At 41.5% G+C, this 22,200-nt stretch carries 24 protein-coding genes and 1 tRNA gene; 13 read left to right on the top strand and 12 right to left on the bottom strand.

Features of this window, described 5'->3' with window-relative positions:
* Positions 1-377: 377 nt before the first annotated feature.
* The 7 genes from ANME2D_RS17495 to radA form a co-directional block, all read right to left on the bottom strand.
* Complete coding sequence (locus tag ANME2D_RS17495; protein ID WP_157834121.1) at positions 378-695, bottom strand: hypothetical protein; 318 nt, start codon at positions 693-695, stop codon at positions 378-380.
* A gap of 47 nt (positions 696-742) precedes the next feature.
* A tRNA-Lys gene (locus tag ANME2D_RS12705) sits at positions 743-816 on the bottom strand.
* Positions 817-1,052: 236 nt separating this feature from the next.
* Positions 1,053-1,823 (bottom strand): PmeII family type II restriction endonuclease, encoded by a 771-nt coding sequence (locus ANME2D_RS12700; RefSeq protein WP_198527431.1) that lies wholly within the window; start codon positions 1,821-1,823, stop codon positions 1,053-1,055.
* A complete protein-coding gene (locus tag ANME2D_RS12695; RefSeq protein WP_198527430.1) occupies positions 1,765-2,646 on the bottom strand; it encodes a DNA-methyltransferase in 882 nt (293 codons plus the stop codon). The genes ANME2D_RS12700 and ANME2D_RS12695 overlap by 59 nt, the downstream gene beginning before the upstream one ends.
* On the bottom strand, positions 2,633-2,848 hold the full coding sequence (locus ANME2D_RS12690) for a hypothetical protein (protein WP_198527429.1): 216 nt from the start codon (positions 2,846-2,848) through the stop codon (positions 2,633-2,635). The genes ANME2D_RS12695 and ANME2D_RS12690 overlap by 14 nt, the downstream gene beginning before the upstream one ends.
* A 2-nt stretch (positions 2,849-2,850) precedes the next feature.
* Positions 2,851-3,525 (bottom strand): phosphoglycolate phosphatase, encoded by a 675-nt coding sequence (locus ANME2D_RS12685; protein ID WP_048092385.1) that lies wholly within the window; start codon positions 3,523-3,525, stop codon positions 2,851-2,853.
* Positions 3,522-4,499, bottom strand: a complete 978-nt coding sequence (gene radA, locus ANME2D_RS12680) for a DNA repair and recombination protein RadA (RefSeq protein WP_048093611.1) — start codon at positions 4,497-4,499, stop codon at positions 3,522-3,524. Before radA ends, ANME2D_RS12685 begins: the two co-directional genes overlap by 4 nt.
* Positions 4,500-4,684: 185 nt before the next feature.
* Between radA and ANME2D_RS12675 the strand changes: the two genes are divergently transcribed.
* The 12 genes from ANME2D_RS12675 to ANME2D_RS12620 all read left to right on the top strand — a co-directional run bounded on the left by ANME2D_RS12675 (position 4,685) and on the right by ANME2D_RS12620 (position 15,971).
* Complete coding sequence (locus ANME2D_RS12675) at positions 4,685-4,990, top strand: hypothetical protein (RefSeq protein WP_048092383.1); 306 nt, start codon at positions 4,685-4,687, stop codon at positions 4,988-4,990.
* Positions 4,991-5,048: 58 nt separating this feature from the next.
* Positions 5,049-5,579, top strand: a complete 531-nt coding sequence (locus ANME2D_RS12670) for a hypothetical protein (protein ID WP_052368918.1) — start codon at positions 5,049-5,051, stop codon at positions 5,577-5,579.
* The gene (locus ANME2D_RS12665; protein ID WP_048092381.1) at positions 5,576-6,121 is read left to right on the top strand and encodes a DUF84 family protein; all 546 of its coding nucleotides are present in this window, start codon (positions 5,576-5,578) and stop codon (positions 6,119-6,121) included. Before ANME2D_RS12670 ends, ANME2D_RS12665 begins: the two co-directional genes overlap by 4 nt.
* A 1,038-nt stretch (positions 6,122-7,159) precedes the next feature.
* On the top strand, positions 7,160-7,633 hold the full coding sequence (locus tag ANME2D_RS12660; protein WP_048092379.1) for an L-2-amino-thiazoline-4-carboxylic acid hydrolase: 474 nt from the start codon (positions 7,160-7,162) through the stop codon (positions 7,631-7,633).
* Positions 7,634-7,638: 5 nt separating this feature from the next.
* A complete protein-coding gene (locus ANME2D_RS12655) occupies positions 7,639-8,295 on the top strand; it encodes an alpha/beta hydrolase (protein ID WP_048092377.1) in 657 nt (218 codons plus the stop codon).
* 193 nt (positions 8,296-8,488) lie between these two features.
* The gene (locus ANME2D_RS12650) at positions 8,489-9,598 is read left to right on the top strand and encodes a PGF-pre-PGF domain-containing protein (protein ID WP_048092375.1); all 1,110 of its coding nucleotides are present in this window, start codon (positions 8,489-8,491) and stop codon (positions 9,596-9,598) included.
* A 70-nt stretch (positions 9,599-9,668) separates the two neighbouring features.
* Positions 9,669-12,494 carry an ammonia-forming cytochrome c nitrite reductase subunit c552 gene (locus tag ANME2D_RS12645; RefSeq protein WP_048092373.1) on the top strand — a complete coding sequence of 942 codons (2,826 nt, stop codon included), beginning with the start codon at positions 9,669-9,671 and terminating at the stop codon, positions 12,492-12,494.
* A gap of 206 nt (positions 12,495-12,700) precedes the next feature.
* Positions 12,701-12,913 (top strand): ribbon-helix-helix protein, CopG family, encoded by a 213-nt coding sequence (locus tag ANME2D_RS12640; protein ID WP_048092371.1) that lies wholly within the window; start codon positions 12,701-12,703, stop codon positions 12,911-12,913.
* Positions 12,914-12,924: 11 nt separating this feature from the next.
* Entirely contained in the window at positions 12,925-13,728 is an 804-nt protein-coding gene (gene cysD / locus ANME2D_RS12635; RefSeq protein WP_048092369.1) for a sulfate adenylyltransferase subunit CysD, read from the top strand.
* Positions 13,729-13,801: 73 nt separating this feature from the next.
* Positions 13,802-15,034, top strand: a complete 1,233-nt coding sequence (locus tag ANME2D_RS12630; protein WP_052368917.1) for a sulfate adenylyltransferase subunit 1 — start codon at positions 13,802-13,804, stop codon at positions 15,032-15,034.
* Positions 15,031-15,750 (top strand): alkaline phosphatase family protein, encoded by a 720-nt coding sequence (locus ANME2D_RS12625; RefSeq protein ID WP_048092367.1) that lies wholly within the window; start codon positions 15,031-15,033, stop codon positions 15,748-15,750. The genes ANME2D_RS12630 and ANME2D_RS12625 overlap by 4 nt, the downstream gene beginning before the upstream one ends.
* Positions 15,750-15,971 carry a hypothetical protein gene (locus ANME2D_RS12620; protein ID WP_048092365.1) on the top strand — a complete coding sequence of 74 codons (222 nt, stop codon included), beginning with the start codon at positions 15,750-15,752 and terminating at the stop codon, positions 15,969-15,971. Before ANME2D_RS12625 ends, ANME2D_RS12620 begins: the two co-directional genes overlap by 1 nt.
* Before the next feature lie 87 nt (positions 15,972-16,058).
* On the opposite strand, the gene ANME2D_RS12615 is transcribed toward ANME2D_RS12620, so the two are convergent.
* Positions 16,059-16,931 (bottom strand): P-loop NTPase, encoded by an 873-nt coding sequence (locus ANME2D_RS12615; RefSeq protein ID WP_052368916.1) that lies wholly within the window; start codon positions 16,929-16,931, stop codon positions 16,059-16,061.
* 87 nt (positions 16,932-17,018) lie between these two features.
* On the opposite strand from ANME2D_RS12615, the gene ANME2D_RS12610 reads away from it, so the two are divergent.
* Positions 17,019-18,389 (top strand): family 16 glycoside hydrolase, encoded by a 1,371-nt coding sequence (locus tag ANME2D_RS12610; protein ID WP_157834120.1) that lies wholly within the window; start codon positions 17,019-17,021, stop codon positions 18,387-18,389.
* Here the strand turns inward: ANME2D_RS12610 and ANME2D_RS12605 are convergent.
* The 4 genes from ANME2D_RS12605 to ANME2D_RS12590 are packed head-to-tail and all read right to left on the bottom strand — an operon-like array spanning position 18,376 to position 22,165.
* On the bottom strand, positions 18,376-19,974 hold the full coding sequence (locus ANME2D_RS12605) for a hypothetical protein (protein WP_048092361.1): 1,599 nt from the start codon (positions 19,972-19,974) through the stop codon (positions 18,376-18,378). The two genes, ANME2D_RS12610 and ANME2D_RS12605, sit on opposite strands and share 14 nt — an antisense overlap.
* Positions 19,967-20,296: a DUF1616 domain-containing protein gene (locus ANME2D_RS17055; protein ID WP_052368915.1), complete on the bottom strand. Its 330-nt coding sequence runs from the start codon at positions 20,294-20,296 to the stop codon at positions 19,967-19,969. Before ANME2D_RS17055 ends, ANME2D_RS12605 begins: the two co-directional genes overlap by 8 nt.
* The gene (locus tag ANME2D_RS12595; protein ID WP_157834119.1) at positions 20,289-20,696 is read right to left on the bottom strand and encodes a hypothetical protein; all 408 of its coding nucleotides are present in this window, start codon (positions 20,694-20,696) and stop codon (positions 20,289-20,291) included. Before ANME2D_RS12595 ends, ANME2D_RS17055 begins: the two co-directional genes overlap by 8 nt.
* Positions 20,693-22,165, bottom strand: a complete 1,473-nt coding sequence (locus ANME2D_RS12590; protein ID WP_048092352.1) for a hypothetical protein — start codon at positions 22,163-22,165, stop codon at positions 20,693-20,695. The genes ANME2D_RS12595 and ANME2D_RS12590 overlap by 4 nt, the downstream gene beginning before the upstream one ends.
* Positions 22,166-22,200 lie beyond the last annotated feature (35 nt).

Here is a 22,200-nt window from a genome sequence, read left to right as displayed (position 1 = left end):
CGAGAGTATGTTAAAGCCTTAGAGAATGTTATAGATGGCAATGGAGATGGAAAGTATCAGGAAAAGCTCAAAATGTCCTGATTTAGTTGAATTCCATTGCAAGCACTAAATTGGCTTCATTTTATCGATTTCAGATTCACTCCCATGTAAGAGATAAATATCAACATCACCCGAATAAAAACATAAGAAATAATTTTCCAAGAGTCCTGCCATATCTTGCTCTCTGCATTCAATAACGAGAATAAAAGGATACTGAACGTTAGCTGGATTGAAAAATTTTCTCAGCTTGAGAAGATTTAATTTTTTCTTCTGTAGCTGTTCGTAAACAGAACTCAATTTGTTCTGAGTTCGGAAACGCAAGATAAATCCGTAAGTCATCACCGCATCCCACCTGCAAATATATTATGTGCATCATGCCATTTATTTTTTTTCTTTACTTTACATGGTACTACGGAGGTAACTTTTACTTTTGGAAATTTGATATCCCTGATAAGATCAGGGTATAACACCTTTAACATTGCTAAGTTATTGTGCCTGTTTCTGGCCTGAAGCAGGTAATCTTCTATAAGGTGCTTTGTTATCTCTCTTTTTCCTGCGAACTTAGCAAAGGTGTTATAGCAACTGAGATAGGTTTCTATTGTTCTATCGGTGAGGTCTTTTAGTCTTAACAGTCTCTCAAGAGTATCGATACTCATATTTGTTTTCTTTGAATAGTAATTTGAAAAATCGATATCAATAAAAGCGGGCTGGGAGGGATTCGAACCCACGGCCGTCGGATTAAGAGTCCGACGCTCTGCCTGACTAAGCTACCAGCCCAAAAAGGACTTTATCCTAATAATTCTCTCCCGATATATAAGTTTCGAAACCCAGGAGCCTATCCAGAATTTTCATCGTGTTTTAAACTGAGATACAGATTCATGTCAGAGAGGGCAAATTCGGCGCGCGAGGCGGCAAGGGGTATTTGGCGAGGGAGATAACTTATGATAGGTTTGAACTATCAGTTTCGTGTATGAGAAAATGCCATGTGGCATTTATATATCTATTTAGATATATTATCGATTGTTTCTTGTTGTACCTTCTATCGACGAGTTGAATTTCACTAAAGCATCCCAATTTATTTCTCCGTCCATGCAAAATTCTCTTCCAAATTCAAATGTAAATTGATTAATCAATTTAGAATAGGCTTTTAAAAATTCCTCATTCTTTTCTTTAGCTTTGTGCCCAAGTGGTTCTATGATTTGAGCATATAAATCTGAATTCCCTGAAATAAATTCCCAAAATTTTTGACCACAATATTTAATATAATCTCCTTTATCAAATTGGTTATCTCGACCATAACAACATCCATTTACTGCAACTATATTTGTTTGAGAAATATTTGTTCCTAAAATCCGCTTAGCTTTTTTGAAATTATCTTTCATTTTATTAATTTGGCTGTTATTCCCCCAATTGGGTCCAGATTTAATTGATACAATATATTTAATATTATCTCTCTCAAATTCTAAATCGACGCCTTCAGCAGCCGATTTTTTACCATCAAATACTTTACCACAAATGAATATTGCTAAACCCTCTAAAAAATCTCCAAAGATTGTTTCTTCTTGTGAAGATAGGTGGGCATCGAGGAGATTCTTTACTAAATCCTGAGCAGTTAAAATATTTTTAGCTTTAAAAAGATAGGGGTTTTTTCTTTGTAATATCTGTCTTAATTTAAGTTTTTCAAGATTTTGTAACCTTTTTACGTGAAAAGTCCCTATGTTGTCCTCAACATATTTTTGTACATCCTTTATATTTATTTGTTTCATAGATTCCTTTTTCTTCAACTAAATAATATTGAACAGGACTTGTTTTATTTTTAACGATCTCAATATATTCTGGCAAAATATCTATTCCAATAGAATTCCGTTTCATTCTTTGTGCGACTACAATAGTTGTTCCTGAACCCATGAATGGATCTAAAACGGTATCACCTTCTTTTGTGAATAATTTAATGAACCATTTGGGCAAATCTTCTGGAAAAACTGCACTATGATTTTTATTGTTACATTCTGTTGCTAAATGTAAAACATTGGTAGGATAAGCTTTCTCTCTATTTAACCAATTTGAAACATTTTTACCAAAACCACTACCATTTTTTGCATTATCTCTAATTTTATCTACTTCATTTAAATGTTTTAATCTATCTTTTGCCCAATCGCCAATAGGCACCATAACTTCTTCTTGATACATTTTGAATTTTTTAGTTTTATTAAATTGCAAAAGTCTTTCCCAAGCATCACGAAAACGATTAGGCCATTTACCAGGATAACAATTTTTTTTGTGCCAGATAAATTCTTCAGTCCAAAGCCAACCTTGCTTTCGTAAAGCTAAGATCAGCTCCAAAACGTAGGTGTGTCTCTCGCCATTCTCAGCTTTTTCTTTAATATTTAGAATAAAAGTACCATCAGCTCTCAGAACCCTCAAAAGTTCTTCACTAATCGGCAAAAACCACTCCACATATTTTTCTGGTTTAATGCCACCATAGGTATGTTTTCTACGATCAGCGTAAGGTGGTGAAGTAATGATCAAGTCAATTGAATTACTATCAAGCGTTTTTAAAATTTCTTTGCAATCACCTAATAATAATTTGGTATTAATCTTTATCATAATTTTTATTCTCTTTTATCATTTCAAAAAGTATAGCATTATAAACCGTATCTATATCAGTCATCAGACCCCATTCAAGTCCTTTTTTTGCAACGTCTAATTCTTCATCTGTTAAATATCTACCAATTTTCTGCATTGCCTCATACTGTATAGTCTCTTTTGTAATATAAAATAATACTTCTTCTTTTTTAATTGTTTCCATATTTATCTTAGCATCATTTTTTCTTTGATATATTTTATAGCTTCCGCCACCCCTGCGCCGTGCTCACCCTTTGTAACCATATCCGCAATCCCCTTTAATTCATGGTGCGCATTTCCAACAGCCACACCAAAACCCGATACTTCCAGCATCTCTACATCATTGTGCGAATCCCCTATGGCAACAAAATCCTGCGCATCAAGCCCCATCAGTTCTGCTATTCGTTTAAGTCCCGTGCCTTTGTTAATCATTTTACTTTTGATATGGACTGCAAAGCCGGTATCAACGATCTCAACTCCAGGATGTTCTCGCAGAAGCTGCATTGCTTTTTCCACATCAAAATTCCGGCGCAGACAGATCTCAGTTCTTCTGTTCTCAGGATCAAGTTTCTCAAGATCAAAACCAGAATGCTCATTCAGGAAATTGAAGGCGTCCTCACATTCTTTCATGTAAGCAGTGTTATGCTCGACTTTATTGCATTCCACGACCCCTCCATTCTCTGCTATCACGATGCCGCCTGTCCCTACAAGTTTTGAGATAGTCCTTGCAGAACAGAGGACGTTTCCTGTGGCGATCACAACAGGTACACTGAGGGACCGAAGCGCCCTGACTGCCCTGCAATCAAGGCTCCTGTCCCCAAGCGTAATAGTTCCGTCAACATCAACTACAAGAGCCTTCAATCCTTAATTCCTTCCATGGTAACTGAGAATATAGCCTCTCCCTCTGGCAGGTTAGGGGAATCCACAAGTCTTGCGATCCTCTTCTCACCCTTGGATTTGCGCAGGTACAACCTGAACGTGGCAGTATGTCCCACGATATGGCCGCCGATGGGTTTTGTCGGGTCTCCGAAGAAGGCATCAGGCTTTGACATCACCTGATTGGTTACAAGGATAGCTGCATTATACAGGTTTGAGAACTTCATCAGGTCATGCATATGCTTGTTGAGTTTCTGCTGCCTGTCCGCCAGCGTGCCCCGTCCTACATACTCTGCCCTGAAATGCGCTGTAAGTGAATCTACTATCAAGAGTCGCACAGGTTTATCTGTATCTTTTAATTTGTTCGCAAGTTCAGAAGCCGTATCTACCAGCAGTATCTGGTGATTTGAATTGTAAGCTTTTGCCACATGAATGTTTTTCAAGAATTCTCCGGGGTCATACTCAACCCCTTTCATTGAGGCAAGCCCCATAACCATCTGGGTGATCCTCTCAGGTCTGAAGGTATTTTCTGTATCTATGATCACCACTGAACCTCCAAGGCCACCCTCTTCCTTTGGCAGTTGCACATTTACTGCCATCTGATGCCCTACCTGCGTCTTTCCTGAGCCGAACTCTCCATAGAACTCGGATATTGCCTGGGTCTCAATGCCGCCATCCATCAGGTCATCCAGAGCCCTGGATCCAAAGCTGATCTTGCCAACAAGTTTCCTGCGCTCAAGCACTAAATCCCCTGTCTCAAAGCCCCCTACATCCGCAGCCTGACGTGCCGCATTAATGATCTTTTGAGCAGTGGATTCGCCGATATCTGCAACACCGGCAAGTTCAGACGATGATGATACTGCTATGGCCTCAATCGAACCATAACCTGCTTCTTTTAGCTTCTCTGCCGTCGCGGGACCAACGCCCGGTAAATCCTCTAATCCTTTTCTTTCAGCCATTTCTATTCTCTCCAGTGCATATTTTATCATTTACCATATTTGATGCACAGTTATCGCATTCTTCTAAGCATTATAACGTTTTAAACCTTTTGAGAGCAGGCTGAAAGTAATCTTCATAAATCCAAAGATTATATATATTTAAATCAACAATTCTAAAGTACTCTTGAATATAAGGTGGCTGAGATATGGTAAATTTTCTTAATATAATTATCATTTTGATAGGAATAATATATGGCTTTTCCAGGAAGGGAACTGAAAATTACCTGAATATACTGAAAAAAGGACTGATTATAGGATTAATTATCGGGCTCGTCATTACGATAATAGGGTTTATACTAGGGGGATTGATTGCAGGGCTGATAGGAGGGATGGCTGGAGGATTGCTGGCAGGACTTGGCGCAGTAAGATTTATAATAGCCATCGTGATTATAACTATAGAGTTCATCATAGGGGTTTTCATAGGTGATCTTCTTGAGAGAGCCCTGAAATAAGGTAGAATGAATTAAATACAAAAACTTAAATATAAAGACGCACAATCAAAATAAAACAATGACTGTAAAGATAGACGATCAAGGATGGGGCACACCTGTTGGAGGAGTAGGGATCATAGTACTGCGTGAAGAGACAGGAGAGTTGCATTACGATGTAATTCCAATCGAGCATTTCAGCACAGATACTTTTAAAAAGAAGACCTATCTTACTTCAGCAAAGGACATAGTAGAGCAGGGATTCACAAGATTAAAAATCAAAAAATATGAGGATATAGAGATATGCTCAGGCTGTATCCATGATAAAACTGTAGAGTGGCTAAAAGATGAGGGATACAGGTTCACTGTAACCAAGATCGGCGGACTTGCTCAGCACAGAGGAGAGAAGCTCTTTATAGAATACCTCTGCAGGCTGGGTGTTCCTAATCCACCTCTGATTGTTCATGAGACTGTGGATGAGTATAAAGCTCAGTTCTTCTACCTGATGGACTGGGTAAGAGAGGACCCACAGGGGAGGGTGCATCTTTGCAAGACAGGATGGAAGTATTTCAGTAGATTCTTCAAGAAAAAGAACAATCAACCTGCACTATGAGTCCTGATTCTATCTATGTTGCCTCTTTAAATAGAAATAAGATAAATGCCGTGCAGGAGGTCTTTCCATCCTATCAGGTTATTGGCATTGCCTGCATCTCAGGTGTCAGAGAGCAGCCTTTGGGCCTTGATGAGATTATCGAGGGTGCGGTATTCAGGGCGAAAGCAGTATTTGAGGACTGCAAATACTCGGTAGGTATTGAGGATGGTATAGCCCCTGTCCCGAAAACACATAGCGGGTACATGAACTTTTGCTGCTGCGCCATATATGACGGCAAAAGAACATACATGGGTCTTGGGCCTGCCTTTGAGTATCCTCCTGAGTGCACTAAGAGGGTAGTGGATGAGGGAATAACGATCTCACAGGCATTTGTGCCTATCTCGGATAAGCCCGATATCGGATATGAGGAGGGCATCATAGGCTGGTTGACCGAAGGAAGGATAAACCGGAAGAATTATACAAGATGTGCAGTGGAAATGGCAAGAATCCAGATAGATAATGCTGAATTATATAGTACCAAAGAATCCGAAGTGCCGTCATAGGTGGAAGCAGGGGGACGGCACTTCAGATGCCCACCCAATAGGCCTACAGGGACATTATTAATATAAATGTAGCTATAGTTTATAGAGTTTATCCTGAGTTTCTAAGACCTATTATGGCTTATTTTGGGTTAATATCGTTTATAAACAGCTTTTTAACAAAATTACGCCGGTATATGCATAAATAAAAAAATTTAAAGATTTAAATTTTAGTTTCAGTTTTCAGGAATCTATTTATGTGCTTTTAGAATAGAGTCATGCATTTCGCTCATATGACTAAACACCGAACCTATTGATGCAAATTCCTGTCTGCAGAAAGTGCAAACATAGACTTGCGGATAGCCATGCACCTCGTTTTTTCCAGCCTCATTCATTTTGATCCACCTTCAGACCAATTCATAATTATTATTATGAATCAGTCAGATTCTATCATTATCATGGTATATAAAGCTGGCGATAGGATTGGAAGAATCCTGGGTGTTTAAAAAATATTGTAAGATTTATACAGTATTAATCATGTTTAACTGTTTCTGTCAGCGCGAACTCATCCAATGATTCCAACATCTAATACTACAGGGTATGTAAATGAGCCACAGAGTCGGCTATGAACTTGGTTCATAGATAACAATGAAAAAGACGATTAACAACGAACTCAAAACGAACTTAAACGAACTCGGGCTGATGAGTTCGTTTGAGTTCGTACCAGTTCGGTGTTTATATTAGCTCAACCACATCGGAATCTTAGATGCGATATAGTTGAACTTTTTCATACCAGACGCGGAGGCACAGAGAGCTTTTTGAAATATTTCTCTGTGTCTCCGTGCCTCCGTGGCGATTTTTTATATAGGTTGCGAAATTTAAGGCACTACCGGATTGGCAGGATAGATTTTAATTTGAATCCTGTCAATCCTGTTAATCCTGTCTAATTATTGGATGGGCTCTGTTAGCGCCAGCGCAAAAACAGTTAGATTTAAGTAATTAACTCATGAATTGATAACTACCTATTAGCATGAAAAATCATGATTCATAGAGGAGATACAGATGATCGAGATCGGGAAACCAAAAATAAGATCAGGCGAGAGACCTGCAGTGAGATATGCGGCTTATGCGGCAGATACCTGGGAAAAGGAAGGAGAAGAAGCACTGGAAGCTATATCAAAGGCGCAGTATGAATTGGGGATAAAGTATGCTGCAGCGCAGATTAAAGCACAGGGACTTAAGGGAAAGGACGCAAGTGCTGCCGGGGCAATTTATATCAATCTTCTTCAGGAATTGTCAGTCGTGCATAGCATAATAGAGAATACGAATAACAGCTTTATCGTGCGTACTAAAGGCTGTCCTTTCTTTCATGAATGGAAAACGGCAGGAGTAGATCCTCTAAAGCTGTGCGAGAGCTTCGGGAATAGCTTTATGCAGGGACTGTGCGAGGGTGTAAATCCGGGATTAAGATATAGCATCACAAGATCAATGTCCGGAGGAAGCCCATACTGTGAGAAGAGAATAGATCTGAAATAATTAAAATGGCAGAGCTATCTCACAGGACCACAGAGGTTCTACTATCTTCTACTGCAGGAGAGCTTGAGGCACTTCTTGAGCTTCCGGTCCAGGAACCAGAACACACTGCTGCAGCGGTTATCTGCCATCCCCATCCTCTCTATGGCGGCTCGATGCACAGCAAGGTCGTGTTCACAGCCTCCCAGGCTTTTCTTGATCTTGGCATACCCACCCTGCGCTTCAACTTCCGGGGGGTAGGCAGAAGCAGTGGAAGATACGACAAAGGCATTGGCGAGCTGGATGATGTAAGGGCAGCCATAAACTACATGGCAGAGAAGTATAAAAGGATCATCATAGCAGGGCACTCCTTCGGAGCATGGGCCGGCATGAGGGCTGGATGCGAGGATCTGCGTGTTGGGATGCTGATTGGAATAGGGATGCCTGCTGATTTTGCGGATATGAGCTTTCTCATGGATTGCCAGAAGCCCAGGCTATTCATACATGGAACACTTGATACGCTCATACCAATCGAAAAGATAGAAAGACTCTATGCATCGCTCCCTGAACCAAAGAAGTTTACAAGAATTGAGGGGGCAGATCATTTTTTTACAGGAAAGTTTGGCACGCTATCTGAGGCTGTGCGGCATCTGGTGAAGGAGTATTTACCTCTTTCAGGATTGTGAGATCGCTAATATTTTATGTGTGCTTTAGTTTTTACGTACCTTTTGGTCTCATGGCACTAACCCTGTCAAACTTCACTCTCCTAAACTAATTGAAATTATCTTCAAGTTTCGAAATGTTTATATGATTTTACTTCAATGATACTCATGATTAGGATAAGATCTGATATAGAATCGGATAGGAGATAGAAGAATTATGAAAAAAGAATTGGATAGCGATAGTTTACCAGAGGTTATAAAGTATGTTTTGCTGGTACTGTTGCTCTTAGGGATTGCTGCAGGGACAGCTAGCGCAGCACAAGAGCAACCGCCTCTTCCGACATCCTACTGGGGCTATGTAACTGAGAATGGAGTCCTGAAATCAGGTATCTCGATAACAGTGCATGATGCCGCAGGTACGGGAATAGCAAGCGCAACGAGTAATCAGGACGGCCTTTATCAGGTGACAGTGCCCTGGGACAATCCTGATACAACACAGGATGAAGGCGTTGTTGAAGGTGAGACCATAACCATAAGGACGAACGGCAGAACAGCGACCTCAAGGAAAATAGATGAAAAAGGAACAAATAACAGGCTTGATCTGTCTGTACCAGCCGCATCTTCAGGAGGCAGCTCTTCAGGAGGTGGCTCTTCAGGAAGTGGCGGTGGAGGAGTAACCTCTGGTGAAAACTTCACAAACATAGAGAAGACAGAGACAAGAGATAACAGCCTCATAGCAGATAAGCCAGTAACATATAATTTTACCCTGATGGAGAAAGGCATATATGAAATAGTTGTTACTGGCAAAGAGAATGAAAACGACGTGTCAATAAGGGTCGAACGTCTTAAAGGAATCTCCAGCCTTGTAAACGAGCCGGCACCTGGTGTAATATATTATTATTTTAATATATGGACAAACACAAAGAAAATTAAAGAGGGCTTCGTCAGATTTAAGGTTGAGAATTCCTGGATTACATCTAAAGGTCTTGCAAATAAAGATGTGAAGCTATTCAGGTGGGATGGCAGTAGATGGATACAGCTTGAGACTACTGAGAAATCAAAAGATGCAAACCATACATACTATGAAGCAAGGACAGAAACATTCTCTTCCTTTGCAATAAGTGGAGTGAAAGAAGATGCAGCGACTACAGCTACACCAGGAACAACAGTAACAGGGGCACCCATAGCAACTCCAACAACAACATCGACCGCTGCAACAACCCCGCCTGTTAAAGCACCGGCGATTCCTGCATGGATAACCATGATTGTGATTTTTGCGGCTTCAGTGTACTTCCTGGTAATGCGGAAAAATAAGGGAGGGAAGTAAACAGGACATGGGCATTATGCCCCTGAGCATTTAGTCGTAATTAGATCATGATAAAGATAGGAGGATAAAAATGAAAAAAGGAATTATGATAGGATTTGGAATAATAATAGTACTGCTGATGCTGGCAGGAAGTACTCAGGCTACACCTGCATTTTATGCAGTGTCGCCACTACCCGATTGTTCTTACTGCCATAAATCAAATCTTGGTTTGAAGCCAGCAGGGATAAACTTCAACACAACACATCTTTTCGATGGCATTGAATTGCCCGAATCCGTGGCAAGCTGCACAGAATGCCATACGCGGATTACCCTGCCATCGGATTTTTCGTTAACTTCCATGGGTCAGAGTTACAATGCAAGCCATAGATACAATGATACCACACTTGCTTCAACAAGGCTTGCACCGCCGGCATGTGCGAACTGTCATACCAATGCTATTGAAGCCAACTTCAATCTGCTCGAAGGCACACCGACTTACCTGACATCCACAACATGCGAGAACTGCCACAAGGAAAAATACGATACATGGTATAATGGAACACACAGGGTGAAACTTGTCCCTGCATCAAAGGCTCAAGATGCGGGATATCCGTTACCCAATGATAGCTATGGCAGCAGCCTTGATTACACCTGGGATGACATATCCTACGTCATTGGCGGCAAGTGGAAAATAAGGTATGTTAATTCAACAGGTTACATAATAACCAAGGATAAAGCTGGTACAGTAAATGGGAGCAACCAGTACAATGTGCTTAAAAATACATGGGATAATTATGAAGCTGGAAAAGATAAACCATATGACTGCGGAGAATGCCATACCACTGGGTATGATCTATACGGCAGCATAGCGGGAAAGCCAGGAATAATCGGCAACTGGACCGAGACAGGTGTTGGCTGCGAGGCTTGCCACGGTGCTGCAGGCAATGGACACCAGGTTACCCGTGACGATTCGGCTGAAGTGTGCGGTAAATGTCACAGTCGCTCGGGAACAACCGCAGCAGGAACACCGTATGACATCACAGACATAAATCCTGAACGCAAGCATCACGAGCAGTACAATGACTTTGTAAACAGCCCGCATAATAATACGCCACAGTCAAACCCTTATGGAAGGGATACCTGCCAGTACTGCCACTCGCCATTTGAGTATATAACGAAAAAGCTGAATAGTATAACCGTACCTCTTGAAGAAGCAAATGGCATCTCATGTGCAGTATGCCACGATCCTCATGATGTGAGCGATGACAGGTATGCAGCTTATGACGCACCAGGTGCATACAACGTAAATCTATTCTCTGATATGCTTAACATTACCAAGGTCAATACTCTCAGCTCAGGTGTAGCGCCATTTAACATGGTAAAGTTCGTCAATACTACAGCGAGCGCTGAGAAAGGCGTTCTGACATGGGATTCTCTCGACGCACCAGCCAACCGGACTGTCACAGAGACCCTCTGCCTGACGTGTCACACAAGGCATGGTAATAACAACATATACGATGAAAAATATGGCTCAGGATTTATCCGCAGAACTGGTTCAGGCAACTCGCATGCCGAATTGAAATATCCTGGCTTTGGCAGACGGCCTGCAGGGTGCGTGGACTGCCACATGCCTTACAGCAGCAAGAGCTCTAATGAATGGGATATCCGCAGCCATACCTTTGTTCCTGATGACGGCATGGAATTCGAGAAGGGTCCTGTGAAAAACTTCCCTGAGTTAACCTGCGGAAGAGGTGGACAGTGTCATTCAGGCGCAAAGAGTCTTGTGCCCATCTACGATGGCTGGGCGTCAAGCTTACACAATGACAAAGAAATTGGGAATTTTAATACTAAGGCAAGACCCAGCTCTTGCAGCGAATGTCATTCGCCGTCCAACTTTGACCCTGCAGATAAAAGTGCTCAGGTACCGGTTGATGAATTCAAGGGCGTTACCTGTGCGGCTTGCCACGACATCCACAATATGGGCAACTGGCTCAAGACTTATGGGGTACCCTATGCCTCCTACAATGCCGCTGCGTACACAGGGATGAGATCTGGTGCACCCTACTACTATGCTGGCTACGACTACGTGGCAGACACAACAGAGCTATGCGGCAATTGTCACACGAACAAAAGAGAGGGCAGATCAGAACCCGGGTGGGCAAGTGCCACTGCTACTACCCCAATATCGCCGCATGGTTTCCCGGCAAAGGATGTGTTCGTTAGCTCGTGGAAGCAGTCAAGCATATTGATGAATTTTTCGTGCATTGATTGCCACATGGCAACAAACGACTCGAATAAAGGCCATTCCTTCAAAGTGAACGCTACTTTACTGCAGAGTAACACAGAGTGCTCAAGCTGCCATGTAACCGGAACCGCACTTGGCAATATCAGCAAAACAATCGAGAATGTTCAGGCCAAAACCCATGATAAGTGGAATGCCACCAACACAACGGTTCAAAGTGCACTGACGACAGTTAATGCCTATACTGGTGAGAAGAACCTGAGCCGTGATAAGATCGCTCAGGCATACTGGAATCTCAGGCTGGTGTATTCAGACGAAAGCTGGGGTGCGCATAATCCAACAAAAGTTAATGAACTACTGGACGATGCAGAAAGACTTGCAGGCGAAGCAATCACCACGCTGGGCCAGAAGGAAGTTGCATCAACAGTACAGCTCAAGGCAGGCTGGAACCTGGTTGCTCTTAACGGTACACCGGCAGTGACCTCGGCAGCCTCGGTGATGTCGTCTGTAGCAAGCAACATAACCATAGTCTGGGGATACAATGCAGCCACCGCATCGTGGGAGCTGTATGATCCTGACCCGGCCGTACCCTCCTCTGTGAACAGCTTGAAGAATATAGTACCCGGCAAAGGCTACTGGATACGCGCAAATGTAGATGTTGAGTGGACCGCATAAGGTCCCTCAATTTTTAATTTTTCTTTTTAGTCTCACCTGAGCCGGTATATACGCGGTAATCGTACCCGGTTATTGTTGGTTTTTCCCCTTTCTGACTTCACCACTTTTCTAAGACTACTGGTAAAATACTACAGTCTAATTATTAGATGGTTTCATATAAATAGATAAATTTATATACACTCCAATCGTAGTACAATTGTAGTATTATGCCGGACAAAGTCACTATCAAAATACCCAGGGAATTGTATGAAAAACTGCAACAAATGATTGAAGGAACAGGTTTTTCAAGTACCACCGAATTCATTGTTTTTGTGATGCGAACACTTGCATCTACTGGCAAGATCAAAGAAGATGACAAACTCACGGAGCAGGAAGTTCAAATCATCAGAGAGAGGCTCAAAAGACTCGGCTATTTATAAGGAGAATAAAAATGGACCATTTAGATAAATTAGAAAATCAAAGTATATACATTATACGAGAGGCGTACAAACAATTCAAAGACATAGCCATCCTCTGGAGCATAGGGAAGGACTCTACAACGCTGATGTGGCTTGTAAGAAAAGCATTCTACGGTAAAGTCCCATTCCCTGCACTGCACATAGACACTAGCTACAAATTCAATGAGATATATGAATTCAGGGATGAATGGGCAAAAAAATGGGGCATAAAACTTGTTGTAGGTAAAAACGATCAATCACTGAGCTCAGGCATGGGACCTGATCAACAGGATAAACTGTCATGCTGCGGTCAACTGAAAACAGATGCCCTGAAACAGACGATCGATAAATATAGATATAAGGCATTGCTGTTAGGTATTCGCAGGGATGAACACGGCATACGTGCAAAAGAACGTGTATTCTCACCCAGGAACAAACAATTCCAGTGGGACTATAAAGACCAGCCCCCCGAGTTATGGGACCAGTTCAAGAATAAACAACAGGGAGAGCAGCATATCCGGGTGCATCCCCTGCTGCACTGGACAGAACTGGATATCTGGATGTACATACACAGGGAGAATATCCCCATAGTCAGTCTTTATTTTGCAAGGGATGGAAAGAGATATCGCAGCATAGGCTGTGAGCCCTGCTGCGCTCCTGTAGATTCGAATGCTGATACTGTAGATAAGATGGTGGAGGAACTCAAAACCACCAAGGTATCTGAACGCAGCGGGCGTGCACAGGATAAAGAAAGGGCATACATGATGCAGAAATTGAGAGCACTGGGCTATATGTAGACGATTGAAATGGAAATGCCTGTAGAAACAATTCTTATAGCAATGATACTGGTGCAATAGGGAGGATTTAGAGATGAATAACGAAAACCTAAAATTTGTAATTGTTGGACATGTCGACCATGGCAAGAGCACTTTGATCGGAAGACTGTTATATGATACGGGCTCACTGCCGGAAGGAAAAATAGAGGAGATCAAACAAATATGCGAGAGTCTGGGCAGGGAGATAGAGTTTGGCTACGTCATGGATCATCTGGAGGAAGAGCGTGATCAGGGGATCACTATAGACACGGCTCAAACTTTTTTCAACACTGAAAAAAGAAACTATGTAATAATTGATGCCCCGGGCCATGTAGAGTTTGTAAAAAACATGATAAGTGGAGCATCACAGGCAGAAGCTGCCGTGCTCATTGTTGACGTGGAAGAAGGTGTTAGGGAGCAGACAAAGAGGCATGCATATATTCTTGGAATGCTGGGATTATCCCAGGTAATTGTGGTTGTTAACAAGATGGATTTAATCAATTATGACCAGAAAAGATTTGAGAGCGTGAAAAAAGATATCCTGAAATTTTTATTGGACATTAGTATAAAACCCTCGTATGTGATACCCATTTCAGCCAAAAAAGGAGATTTCATAGCAAACAAGATATCAAAAATGAACTGGTATGATGGCCCTACCTTACTTGAGGCACTGGATATATTCAAAACTAAAGAAAGCGCAAATTATAAACCTCTGCGTTTTGTTGTCCAGGACATTTATAATTTTGATAAACGCATCATAGTTGGAAGGGTTGAGAGCGGAGTAATAAAAAAAGGGGACAAAATTAAGATACTCCCCTCTGGAGAGGAGACGCGAGTAAAGAGCATAGAGGAATATTTAAAGAATGTTACGGAAGCTGAAGCAGGAAAGAGTATAGGTATTACTACAGAGGATAAACTATTCATCGACAGGGGTAATGTTGTTATACATAATGGAGATATGCCTGCGGTTACAGACAGGATAATGGCTAACGTTTTCTGGATGGACAGAACTCCATTTAAGATAGGCGAAAGGCTGATGTTCAGGTGTTCAACTCAGGAAGTATCCTGTGAGGTCGAGAAGATCAACCGGGTTATCAACTCCTCTACCCTTGAGCTGATTGCAGAAGATGCAACTGAGATCAAAAATAGAGAAGTGGCAAATATAGTTATCAGAACTGATAAACCAGTTGTGGTGGAGAATTTTAATAAAATTGAAGAACTGGGCAGGTTCGTGCTTGGAAGAGAAGATACCTGTGCTGGCGGAATTATCACGGAGCCGGAACAATGATCGTTGTTCTTGCTATCGATGCCCTGGAATATACACTGGTGGAAGAATTCAACTGCAAAAATCTAAAGCAGAGATTCTACGGAAAAACCAATATCAAAGAATTTTCAGAGCCGAAGACAATGGTGCTCTGGAGCTCTTTCATGACAGGGAAGAACATGGAGAAAGAGATAGTAGCCAGGGGCGATAAAGAGATGTGGAACACTGAGCTGGATATGGAGGATACGTTCTTTAGATCTTTTAAAAACCCAAAAATAATTGACCTGCCCGGATTTAGCTACATCAAAGAGCAGCATGAACAGGAACGGAGAATGCTTAAGTATTATTTTGATGCACAGAGCGAAGAAGAAAAAAAGAACATAAGGACAGAGTATAATAACCTTGCATTTCTTCATCACAGAAGAATAAAGCAGGAATTCAGTACCGCCCTGCAGGGAGATTATGATTTTGTGCTCGGATATTTCAGTGTGGCCGATGTCATCGGGCACCTGAATTTCGGCAACGGATCAATGATGAAACTGATCTACAGGGATTTAGATGAGATTGCGGGCACTATCAACCATACTTTAATTGTACTATCGGATCACGGTATGGAGCGAGTCGGTATCTTCGGGGATCATTCGAATTACGGGTTCTGGAGTACTGATCTTAAGGATCTGGGCAACCCGAAGATAACTGATTTTGCAGATATGATCAAAGAAATTCCAGAGGTGAATTAATGAGCAAAGAATTTGGAGAAATAAAAATTCCAAAAGAGATAATCAGGAAAATAGAGGAACGCATTGATGAAACTGAGTTTAAATCAGCGGATGAGTATATAATATTTGTATTAGAGGAAGTTCTTAAGGAAGAGGATGGAGAAGAGCCTGAAGAAGTGTTATCTGAAGAAGATGAACAGAAGGTAAAGGAGCGATTAAGGGCACTTGGGTATCTGGACTGATTGGACTGATCTTAACCAGAGACATGTTCGCCACTGTCTCTGGTTTTCGGTGAGAGAACACATGACATGTTATCCTTGAACCCATGATTAAATTTTCTTTGCTCCTGCTAACTCTATTGCCAGATCCATTATCTCCTTTGAGGGGTCGCTCTGTGCAGCTGTAGCCACAAAACATTCCTCGTTATCCAGGGATTCTTTCACTATCCTGCTCTCAGGTATAACAGCTACTACAGATGTCTCAAGCACTCTTTCTGTCTCGTCTATCCATTCTTCATCTTCTCTATTTGCTCTATTGATCACAGTTCCCAGTATCTTCACCCCTTTTTTCTCAAGCAGTACCTTCATGTTGAGCGCATCAAGCACAGCGGCTTTATTCGGGTTCACCACGATCAGAGCTTCTATCTTATCTGTGAGCACCTCAACTGCTTCTCTTCCAGGGGGCATGTCAAGGATAATGTAATCGCTTTTAAGAGGAAAATCTTTCAGGAGTCTCTTTATCTTTTCTACGTTCTTTTCGCTGTATCCATCCAGCATTATTCCCGGTGGGATCACCTTAGTGCCCATTGGTCCTGTATAAACTACGTGCTCAAACTCAAGTCTTCCCTCAATCATGTCTATCAAACCAGTATGTGGATTTCTCAAACCTGTGATTATCTCAAGATTCGGCATGACTAAATCCATATCGATGAGGGTAACTTTATTGCCCAGTTCTGCGAGTGCTGCTCCGAGGTTAGCTGCTATTGTGGTCTTGCCCACTCCACCTTTACCGCTGGATATTGCTATAAAGCGCTGTCTCTCATCCTCTATCTGCGGTCTTTTACTCACAATCAATTGTTGGCCCTTTTCCTTTTTTCTATTCTTTATGTACCCAATGGGATTAAACACAATCCCGGCGGCTACTATAAGCACCTGCCGATACTTCTCTGCTACTGTTTTAAATTTACCGAAATATTTTCTCATTTTTCTTTCATTAGTGGTAAATATATTTATATGTTTTCAAAATAAGAATAATAGATTAAAAAGGAGACAAACTAAGGTTGTGAAGTTGTGAAAAATGAAGATAGAGACAAAATAATTGAGAAGCGCTCGTCACTTCGGAGCTGGCGTGAGAGAGGTGGAAAAATGCATCATCGGAGAGAGCTTATCAGCGCAGCATTTATTATATTAATCTTCCTTACTCTCATAGTATTTTCCTACTGGAGCGGAGTGCAGGGTAATAGCTCCTCGCCAGGCGAACAGCAGAATAAAATGCCTGATCCAACGCCAGCAGAAACTCCGGTCTCAATCCCGGCGCCCGGTATAAAGATCAACTCTCCGAAAAACATCACCTACAGCACCAGTACGCCTCCTCTGGATTTTATTGTCACAGGTAGCAACCTGGATAGTGTTTCTATCTCAATTGATGGGGGGCCTAAAGTTACGATCCCCAATGATGGAACTACTGCAAAGATAGATTTTGTCAGGCTTAATCCACTATTCATCGATGATTTCAGTAAAACAACAGAGGGCAGATGGAAAGAAAGCGGTAAATGGCGCGTGGAAGGGGGAAATTACATCACGACAGGGGGGACCTCATCTTTAGGTAAGCCAGAGTGGGACAATTATATAATAGAGACAAAGGCGAAGATTACATCAGGGAAATCCATATCTATAGACCTGCGATGGGATGGACAGGGCAAATATTATCGCGTACAAACCCCTGATGCTTACAACAACTTCCAGTTGAATAAAGTGGACAACAAGAGTTCTACCACCTTATCCAGTACAAAGCTTTCAGGTATAGACCCTGACAGATGGCATACATGGAAGATCGTATTAAACGGCAGTAAAATCCAGACATTCATAGATGATGCACAGTATATTGAGCATATAGACAGCGAACCATATCTAAAGGGAAATTCCCGTTTAAGTGCAGTGAATTCAAATGCTGAGTACGACTACATCCAGGTTTACAGACCCATTCAGGATGGAACCCATAAACTGACTATATTCGCTAATAATACTGCTGGCAATGCTTCTACACGGACGGTCTATTTCACTATTAACACAACCCAGGTTAAAGCAGAGGAGGATACGATCGGAGAGATCGGTGTACCTTTATCTAATAGTGGGCTTGAGATTACTGTAATGAGTGTAACTTCAGGGATTACATTTACAAGTATCTGGTTGTCTGTTAAAAATACAGAGAATGAAGAGAAACAGTTCAAACTGGGATCAGGTACTATACTAATAGATAACAATGGTATGCAATATGAGAACATAAAAATATCAAGAAGTGCAGGAATAGCACAGACTGATCTATATCCCCAGTCAATGAGAGAAGGGGCAGTCTTCTTTGAGCGTCTTAAAGAAGGTGCAAGCCCGAAAAAATTAGTGCTGAACGTAAACGGAAAAAGGTTTGAGTTTACTCTTGATTGACGTAATTATAATCCTGTCGCATATCTGTATTATTACATATAGCCTTGTATATCTTTATTTTATTCTCCTGGAGTATTTTATCAAAACACCCGTTTTCAAACTTTCTCTCATTTATTCTGCTCATTTCCCCTAAATAAATGTACAATGGTCTTTCATAAACATCAAGCATCTCTACAGCTCTCTCTTTATCGTCTGTTTCCCAGAATTTCCTCCATTCTTCAAGATTCCACCTATTATGATCAAACAACCCGGGCGCAATAGTTTTTCTCCCACTGTAGCCCAGGACCCATGGTGAATAGTAGCTTGATGTGGACATAACATAGGCATCGCTCTCTATATTGTTAAATTGTTTTATTATATCCAGCTCTTTCTCACTGATAAGCGGCTTTGTGTCACTAATATTCTGATTCATTACGAGCAGAGAAGATAAGAACAAAATAAGCAGTGTAGCAGTACCGATCCTTTTATTAAATTTTATGAGCTCATAAAACCCGAAGGAGGCAAGGATGATCATTGCCACATCCAGGTGAATAATAAATCTATTGAAAAATATCAGCTTGAAGTACACTATCACTCCAGTTATCAAAAACCAGAGGAAAAAGAGGTTGAAATCTTTTCTCCGTGCAAGGATAAGAAATCCAAGCAGAGCAAATGGAAGATAAGATAACGACAATAACTGATAGGTGGAGAGTGAAATAAAGGTCCCGGCACCAATATTCGCAGTAATTATTGGCTCGATTTTATCAAATATCGCTTCCCTTATGTTCTGAGTGTAAAAGGTCAGCGTAAGTGCTAAAATAATCGCGCCGGCTAAAACGTTTTTAATATATTCTTTTCTACAGGAAATGATATAGCCGAGATATATTAAACCGAATATCATAAAGGTTGGCCTGTGCACAGCGCCCACAAATGAAGCTGTAAGGATGAAGGGAAGGTATTTGCGGGATCTTAAAAAATACAGGGCGATTAGCATGATGAAAAGAGCAACAACGTTCTTGTAATACATGTACCAGAATACCTTGTACTGGGTTATCGAGATCGAGTATATAAAAAGCGACAAAATTCCAGTTCCCTTTCCAAAAAACCTGCTTGCTGTAACGTAAATCCCCAGACCCAGCAGCAATTCAAAAAAAATAAAGACCCAGGTTAAAATTGAATGAGTATCAAAGCCGATCAAATAAAGCAGGTCTGTGATCACAAATAGACCGGGAGGAGACCAGCTTCTCATCCACAGGTCTGTATTTTCTTTTGGAAGATCTGGCAGACTTTCCAGGTAGGTCTCCATTACATATTTGTAAATACCGGGATCATAGCCCAGTGGAATGCTGTTGTTCAGATAAGGAATGATCCTGGAGACAAGGATGATGATAAAAGGGAGGATTATCAATACAGGCGGAAACTTTATCTCATTATTGTCCTTATTCTCCTTTCTGATGGACAGAGCACCAAAAACAGCCAGTACAAGAGCGAAGATTTCAAAATGCAGGGTGTATTTTGAGATGGTACCCAGACCAGCGAGAAAAACAAGTATTGCGTATATTATTAAAAGCTGGTATAAAGAAGCCCTTATTACTTCTCTACTCATTCTGCAGCCGTCCCTTGAGCAGTGCCAGCAGGTCATCGAGGGTATATTTCCCTTTCAGCCTGTATGTTCCAGCGGCTGCGCCGGTCAGGGCAAGAACCACGATGGATACATTTAAAATACCGATCTTCACCCCCAGAAGGTAGTTGAGCCAGAATACTGCCAGAGGCACAAGTGCAATGCTTAAGCCGAAAGATAGAGCGATCCGCTCTATCCAGTCGATCTCTTCTTTTGCAAAGAACACAAAACTCCATGCAAAACCCGGCAGGAACATCACAAATACAGAGCCGAAGATTATCCTTATTATCTCAACAATATCAACCATCTTTTTCATCCTCCTCAAAAAGCAACAATGAGAGCATTATAATAAGTACACCAGACACGATGGAGATCAAGTAAGCTAAATTCCCGATATCTTTAATCTTGTACCAGATTATCAATGTACCTGCTATACCAAGTGTCCCGATATACAGGTAGTCTTTTTTTGTCAACTCAATCTTTTCTGCTTTTTCTTCCTCCTTTCTGGTGATGACCGAAATTGCACCCGATACTGTTACGATTATTAGAAGATAGTTAGTATTCATATAAGCCGAGATGCTCCCGGTCCAGATGATCTCAGCCAGAAGTAGAAGGAGAAAGGTCGCAAGCAAGATGGAGAAAATTTCATGGTTCAATTCCAGGAATTGCATCACCATTTTATTCTTTTCCAGTCTTTCGATGTTCATCTGATCCTCTCCCATATCGGGGGTGTTTTTACCTCAATCTCTATCCTATCAACAGGTATAGTGTAATTACGAAATTCTTCCCTTCCCAGATGTGGAACATTGAAGCTGAAGCTCAGTGTATTATCCTTGATGTATAAGTCATTCATGTTCCATCCCGCTCTGCCCGTTTTCCAATCATTGCCTTCAGGAAAATCGTACTCAAGGATGACATAGTCAACATTATCTTTGACCCATCCTGGATCAGGCTTCAGACTTACAACCCTAAACTTCTTCGGGGTGAAGTATGAATCCTCAGTGAAGGAGAAATAATTGATCGAGTCGATTATGACATTACCCTTTTCAGAGATAAACGCGCTCATCGTCTCATCTTGTTCCAGGGATAAGCTAAATAACTCACTGGTCCTATTGATATCTACGGTTTTTGCGGTGCCGTTTTTCATTGTTATGTTCTGCAATCCTGGGGCATGATAGGTTTGAAAGCTCACAGTGCTGTTTCTCGGATTTTTAAAATAGACCTCTACAGGCACGGCGCTTTCACTCTTAAAATAAGCAGGATTGCTCCCGACAACAAATAGCCTCCCTTCTACCACTAACCTGCCCTTGTCTATCTCTATTTCCCTGATGAGCAGATCTATCCCACTTATCAGCTCAATCCTGTAGACCCCTTTATCCAGATCTGAAAAGGAAAAGGCTGCTTTTTGTACTGGGCCCAGAATATTAGTCTTGTTTTGTTCTCCGTCATCAGGAATAGCTCCATCTCCAATGAGCTTATCTTTATCGGAATATACCTCTATTTTAAGCTCATCCGTACCGTTATTCCAGTTCAGGTCCTGCTTTGAGAGGTTAAGATTCAATGCACCATCATCTACATAAGTATAGAATGTATGACTTCCCCTCAGGGTAACATTGATGCTCAGGTTCTTACTGCCTGTATTCTCTATGGTCTCCACATAGGGGTTCAGGTTGATATCTGTATTCGCTGAGATGACTGATCCTTCCGGCATATCATCCAGACCTGATAGCTCGGCAGGGGCATTTATCGTAATTACCTGTTTATTATCGATTTTTATAGATGGGTACTCCTTCAGAACCTCATAAAATGGCACATAGAGTTCTTTCCATGCATAACTTGGGCTATCATTGTTTTTTGCTCCTACCATGAGTTTCTGTCCTTCTGGAAAATTATCCCTGAAGATTACCTTTACTGTAACTTCTCCCCTGTCCTTCAGATTGGGGCTCTTTAAATTAAAATACACCCGTCCCGCCTGCAGATTTCGAAATGTGATGCCATCTATTTCTTCAGGTTCAGAGATTCTCTCCACTGGACCCTGGAGCTTTGCCATTCCCTGAAGATCATCAGCCCCAACATCTATGTTATAGATCGCCGCACCGCCGAAAGGCAGCAGGCTTGCATATAACAAATAAATAAAAATAACAGCCGGAATAAATATAATCCATTTATATTTCATTTAAAATCCCTCATATTATTTTCTAAACCTTTTTA

Origin of the sequence: Candidatus Methanoperedens nitratireducens (assembly GCF_000685155.1) — an archaeon.
Lineage (GTDB): Archaea > Halobacteriota > Methanosarcinia > Methanosarcinales > Methanoperedenaceae > Methanoperedens > Methanoperedens nitratireducens.
This window is presented reverse-complemented; position numbering and strand designations above follow the sequence as displayed.

Excerpts from the sequence above, each read along its gene's own strand:
- ANME2D_RS12630 (WP_052368917.1), top strand. The coding sequence starts at position 13,802 with ATGAATAACGAAAACCTAAAATTTGTAATTGTTGGACATGTCGACCAT.
- cysD (WP_048092369.1), top strand. The coding sequence starts at position 12,925 with ATGGACCATTTAGATAAATTAGAAAATCAAAGTATATACATTATACGA.
- ANME2D_RS12605 (WP_048092361.1), bottom strand. The coding sequence starts at position 19,974 with ATGAGTAGAGAAGTAATAAGGGCTTCTTTATACCAGCTTTTAATAATA.
- ANME2D_RS12655 (WP_048092377.1), top strand. The coding sequence starts at position 7,639 with ATGGCAGAGCTATCTCACAGGACCACAGAGGTTCTACTATCTTCTACT.
- ANME2D_RS12660 (WP_048092379.1), top strand. The coding sequence starts at position 7,160 with ATGATCGAGATCGGGAAACCAAAAATAAGATCAGGCGAGAGACCTGCA.
- ANME2D_RS12650 (WP_048092375.1), top strand. The coding sequence starts at position 8,489 with ATGAAAAAAGAATTGGATAGCGATAGTTTACCAGAGGTTATAAAGTAT.
- ANME2D_RS12640 (WP_048092371.1), top strand. The coding sequence starts at position 12,701 with ATGCCGGACAAAGTCACTATCAAAATACCCAGGGAATTGTATGAAAAA.
- ANME2D_RS12690 (WP_198527429.1), bottom strand. The coding sequence starts at position 2,848 with ATGGAAACAATTAAAAAAGAAGAAGTATTATTTTATATTACAAAAGAG.
- ANME2D_RS17055 (WP_052368915.1), bottom strand. The coding sequence starts at position 20,296 with ATGGTTGATATTGTTGAGATAATAAGGATAATCTTCGGCTCTGTATTT.
- ANME2D_RS12615 (WP_052368916.1), bottom strand. The coding sequence starts at position 16,931 with ATGAGAAAATATTTCGGTAAATTTAAAACAGTAGCAGAGAAGTATCGG.
- ANME2D_RS12675 (WP_048092383.1), top strand. The coding sequence starts at position 4,685 with ATGGTAAATTTTCTTAATATAATTATCATTTTGATAGGAATAATATAT.
- ANME2D_RS12695 (WP_198527430.1), bottom strand. The coding sequence starts at position 2,646 with ATGATAAAGATTAATACCAAATTATTATTAGGTGATTGCAAAGAAATT.
- ANME2D_RS12665 (WP_048092381.1), top strand. The coding sequence starts at position 5,576 with ATGAGTCCTGATTCTATCTATGTTGCCTCTTTAAATAGAAATAAGATA.
- ANME2D_RS12620 (WP_048092365.1), top strand. The coding sequence starts at position 15,750 with ATGAGCAAAGAATTTGGAGAAATAAAAATTCCAAAAGAGATAATCAGG.
- ANME2D_RS12590 (WP_048092352.1), bottom strand. The coding sequence starts at position 22,165 with ATGAAATATAAATGGATTATATTTATTCCGGCTGTTATTTTTATTTAT.
- ANME2D_RS17495 (WP_157834121.1), bottom strand. The coding sequence starts at position 695 with ATGAGTATCGATACTCTTGAGAGACTGTTAAGACTAAAAGACCTCACC.
- ANME2D_RS12670 (WP_052368918.1), top strand. The coding sequence starts at position 5,049 with ATGACTGTAAAGATAGACGATCAAGGATGGGGCACACCTGTTGGAGGA.
- ANME2D_RS12625 (WP_048092367.1), top strand. The coding sequence starts at position 15,031 with ATGATCGTTGTTCTTGCTATCGATGCCCTGGAATATACACTGGTGGAA.
- radA (WP_048093611.1), bottom strand. The coding sequence starts at position 4,499 with ATGGCTGAAAGAAAAGGATTAGAGGATTTACCGGGCGTTGGTCCCGCG.
- ANME2D_RS12595 (WP_157834119.1), bottom strand. The coding sequence starts at position 20,696 with ATGAACATCGAAAGACTGGAAAAGAATAAAATGGTGATGCAATTCCTG.
- ANME2D_RS12645 (WP_048092373.1), top strand. The coding sequence starts at position 9,669 with ATGAAAAAAGGAATTATGATAGGATTTGGAATAATAATAGTACTGCTG.